The organism is Streptomyces sp. WM4235 (assembly GCF_001279725.1).
Taxonomy (GTDB): Bacteria; Actinomycetota; Actinomycetes; order Streptomycetales; family Streptomycetaceae; genus Streptomyces.
In genome coordinates, this window is sequence record NZ_LGDE01000110.1 from 1 (window position 1) to 4,329 (window position 4,329).

Consider the following 4,329-nt stretch of genomic DNA (forward strand, 5'->3'; position numbering starts at 1 on the left):
AGCCCTCAGCAGCGCCGACGGCCCCGTACTCGTCACCGCCACCGCCGGCACCACCGACGCGGGACTCATCGACCCCCTGGAACCCCTCGCCGACCTCTGCCGACACCACGGCGCCGACCTCCACGTCGACGCCGCGTACGGAGGCCTCCTCCGGCTGAGCCCCCACCACCGGCACAAACTCACCGGGCTCTCCCGCGCCCAGTCCATCACCCTCGACCTGCACAAACTCGGCTGGCAGCCCGTCGCCGCAGGCCTCCTCGCCGTCCCCGACACCCGCCTGCTCGCCCCCCTCGGCCACCAGGCCGACTACCTCAACGCCACCGACGACACCGAAGCCGGCCTCCCCGACCTCCTCGGCCGCTCCCTGCGCACCACCCGCCGCCCCGACATCCTCAAGATCGCCGTCACCCTGCGCTCCCTCGGCCGCGACGGCCTCGCCGACCTCATCGACCGGACATGCGCCGCCGCCCACCACCTCGCCGAACTCCTCGAAGCACACCCCGGCTTCGAACTCCACGCCCACCCCACCATCAGCACCGTCCTCTTCCGCCCCACCCCCATGGACGACGAGCAGCTCGCGGGCCTGCGCCGCACCCTCCTCCTCGACGGCACCGCCGTACTCGGCCGCGCCACCGCCGACGGCCGCCTCTGGCTCAAGGCCACCCTGCTCAACCCCCACACCACGGCGGGGGACCTGGACACCCTCGTCACCCTCCTGGAAGGCAGCACCCACCGATGACCGCGCACCTCGACACCCCCCACGACCTCGTCGGAATCGGCATCGGTCCCTTCAACCTGTCCCTCGCCGCCCTGGCCGACGGCCTCCCCAGACAAGGCGTCGGCGAACTCGCCACCGCCTTCTACGACCAGCGCAGGGACTTCCGCTGGCACCCCGGACTCCTCATCGACGGCGCCACCCTCCAGGTCCCCTTCCTCGCCGACCTCGTCACCCTCGCCGACCCGGCGAGCCCCTGGAGCTTCCTCAACCACCTCAAGCACAAGGAACGGCTCTTCCCCTTCTACTTCGCCGAGCAACTCCACATCCAGCGCTCCGAATACGACGCCTACTGCCGCTGGGTCGCCGAACGCCTCCCCGGACTCCACTTCGGCCACCAGGTCGACGCCGTCCGCTGGAACCCCGAACGCGACCTCTTCGAAGTCGACTTCACCCAACTCGACGCCGACGGCGAAGCCGAGGCCCTCGGCCGCACCCACACCCGCAACCTCGTCCTCGGCATCGGCACCGCCCCCTACGTACCCGAACCCCTGCGCCCCCTCGCCGAGGCCCCCACCGTCCCCGTCATCCACTCCTCCGAGTACCTCGACAACCGCGAACGCGTCCTGGCCGCCGCACACGTCACCGTCATCGGCTCCGGGCAGTCCGGCGCCGAGGTCTTCCTCGACCTGCTCCGCGCCCGCCCCGCCGGCCGCGAAGGCCTCACCTGGCTCGCCCGCACCGACGCCTTCGCCCCCATGGAGTACTCCAAGCTCGGCCTGGAACACTTCACCCCCGACTACACCCGCTACTTCCACGCCCTGCCCGAACCGGTCCGCGACCGGCTCGTCCCCGCCCAATGGCAACTCCACAAGGGCATCGACGCCGCCACCATCGCCGCCATCCACGAAGAGCTGTACCGGCGCACCCTCCACGGAGGCTGGCCCGACGCCGTCCTCACCCCCGGAGTCAGCGTCCGCACCGCCGGCCGCGTCGCGACCACCAAAGTGGAACTCCACCTCGAACACACCCAACAAGGCGTCCGCTCCCGCCTCACCACCGACGCCGTCGTCCTCGCCACCGGCTACCGCGAACGACCCCTCACCAGCCTCCTCGCAGGACTCGACCCCTACCTGCGCAAGGACTCCTCCGGCCGCCCCCGCATCGACGAACACCACCGCATGATCCTCGACCCCGCCGTCACCGGCAGCGTCTTCGTCCAGAACGGCGAACGCCACACCCACGGCGTCGGAGCCCCCGACCTCGGCCTCGCCGCCTGGCGCAGCGCCGGCATCCTCAACACCCTCACGGGCAAGAACCCCTACCCCCAGCCCGCCCGCACCGCCTTCACCACCTTCGGCCTCGACCAGCGGGAGCACACCCGCCCCCATCCCGCGGGCGAACTGCTCCCACTGGTCGAACACCCGTAGAACGCCCTCACGGACCCCCGACTAGAAGACCGGCACCCCGGCCCGCGTCAGCCGCCAGTCCACCGAGGCGAACTGCGCCGGGTCCACCGTCCCCTTCGCCTTCACCCACTGGATGATCACGTTGCGGATCTCGTCCGAGTTGGCCCACAACTGCCTGGCCTGCGGGACGTGCGGGAAGTTGCCGCCACCCGAGGCCCGGTAGTTGTTCACCGCGAGCACGAACCGCGCCGCCGGGTCCACCGCCTTCCCCTGGAAGGACAGCCCCGTGATCCGCGACCCCACGGGCTGCGCGACGTCCACGTCGTACGTCAGCCCGTACACCGCGTCGTAGTTGTAGTCCGGGATGCTCTCCGCGTTCGTCAGCTTCGCCGGATCCACCGGCGCCCCCGGAGCCGTCTGCACGTAGTACCGCGCCGAGTACTCCAGGTAGTCCTTCACCTGCGCGCCCGTCAGCAGCCGCGCCTCCAGCGTGTTCTCGAACGGGTACAGCCCCGCCGCGTCCTTGATCGTGACCTGCCCGGCCGGGATCGCCGCCGTCCGCGAGAAGCACGAGGCCTGCGACAGCACCGGCAGCGCCGCCCACTCGCCGCCCGCGAGCGCGGCCTTCACCGTCTCCGCCTGCACGTGGTTGATCAGGTCGATGATCGGCACGTCCTTGACCGGGCCGTCCGCCGAGGACATCGCCTGCGTCGACGTCCCGATCACCTGGTTCACGTAGCCGACGACCTTGCGGTGCTCGTCCGACAGCAGCCGGACGATCTTCGGGTCCTCCGCCACCTCGTTCGAGTTCAGCACCTGCGCCGACACCTTCGCCACCGACCAGCAGCCCTTCGACCACGTCAGCTCGAAGTCGAACAGCGTCAGCCGCTGCCCCCACTTCAACGGCTCCGACAGCACCACGTCCTTGCCGGTCGCCTTGTTCTTCACCCGGTACTCCGGGATCTCCGTGTGCGCGTGACCCACCAGGATCGCGTCGATCCCCGGCACCTGCTCGGCCACCAGACCCGCCGCGTTCTCGATGTGCGGCAACTGGTCCCCGTAGCTGGACGTACCGCTCGAACCCGAGTGCGCCGACACGATCACCACGTCCGCGCCCATCGACCGCAGCTTCGGCACGTACTTCGCCGCCTGCTCCTCCAGCCCCGGGAACGTCATCTTCCCCTGCACGTTGGCCTTGTCCCAGATCGCGATGCCCGGGTTCGTCAGCCCCAGCACCGCCACCTTCACGTCCCGCCCACAAGGGGTGCGCAGCCGGTGGATGCTGTACGGCGGGAACGCCGGCCGCAGCGTCTTCGCGTCCAGCGCGTTCGCCCCCAACAGCGGGAAGTCGCACTGCTCCTCGAACTTGCGCAGTACGGGGATCCCGTAGTTGAACTCGTGGTTGCCCAGCGCCGCCGCGTCGTAGCCGATCGCGTTCATCGCCTGAGCCATCGGGTGCACCGGCCCGCGACGCGCCGTGATCGGGTCGACCTTCGCGTAGTAGTACGAAAGCTGGGTGCCCTGGATCGTGTCACCGGCGTCGATGAGCAGCGTGTTGCGCCGACCCTTCTGCGCCCGCACCCGGTTCACGAGCGTGGAGATCTTCGCCAGACCGACGTCGTTGTGCGCTTTGTCGTCGAACTCCTTGTCCGTGAAGTAGTCCCAGTTGAAAACGTTTCCGTGCAGGTCGGTCGTACCCATCACCGTGAAGGAGTAGGTCCGCGGACCGGACCCCTTCGATCCCTGCTGGGCGGCCGCGGCCGGGGTGCTCGTGGCCCCCGCCAACGCCACGGCCGCACCCGTCGCCGCCGTGCTGCCGATGAAAGTCCTACGGTCGAACGCCATGCCATCTCCCCTTTTGAGGCGTGAACAACGCGCGTAGATTCTGACCCACGGGTAACAATGCGCAACACCCCCGCCAGGTTGCGATCCGGTGACCGACGCACCGGCGGGTCGACGCGCGCGTCTTGACGCACCCGGGCCCACGCGACTTCAATCAAGTCTTGAACTAAGCAGCGCACGGACGCCCCACGCTCCCTCCGTGTGGGAAGTTGTCATGCGCATGGCTTGTTGGTCCCCCCTCACCGCCCCCACAAGAAGTGAAGTGATCCCGTGCCCCCACGCACCACATCCCTGCGCGCCACCGCGTTATGCGCCCTCGCCCTCCTGTGCTGGAGCGCCGTCACCGCCCCCTCCACCGCCGCC

At 69.7% G+C, this 4,329-nt stretch carries 3 protein-coding genes; 2 read left to right on the forward strand and 1 reads right to left on the reverse strand.

Annotated elements, in window-relative coordinates; all coding sequences use genetic code 11:
* On the forward strand, positions 1-739 hold a 739-nt coding region (locus ADK55_RS10670; protein ID WP_234349993.1), incomplete at its 5' end, for a pyridoxal phosphate-dependent decarboxylase family protein.
* Positions 736-2,145, forward strand: coding sequence for a lysine N(6)-hydroxylase/L-ornithine N(5)-oxygenase family protein (locus tag ADK55_RS10675; protein ID WP_053677384.1), 1,410 nt, complete (start codon positions 736-738; stop codon positions 2,143-2,145). The genes ADK55_RS10670 and ADK55_RS10675, both read left to right, overlap by 4 nt.
* 21 nt (positions 2,146-2,166) lie before the next feature.
* Here the strand turns inward: ADK55_RS10675 and ADK55_RS10680 are convergent, their stop codons facing one another.
* Positions 2,167-3,969: a bifunctional metallophosphatase/5'-nucleotidase gene (locus ADK55_RS10680; RefSeq protein ID WP_053677386.1), complete on the reverse strand. Its 1,803-nt coding sequence runs from the start codon at positions 3,967-3,969 to the stop codon at positions 2,167-2,169.
* Between the last annotated feature and the right edge of the window lie 360 nt (positions 3,970-4,329).

Excerpts from the sequence above, each read along its gene's own strand:
- ADK55_RS10680 (WP_053677386.1), bottom strand. The coding sequence starts at position 3,969 with ATGGCGTTCGACCGTAGGACTTTCATCGGCAGCACGGCGGCGACGGGT.
- ADK55_RS10675 (WP_053677384.1), top strand. The coding sequence starts at position 736 with ATGACCGCGCACCTCGACACCCCCCACGACCTCGTCGGAATCGGCATC.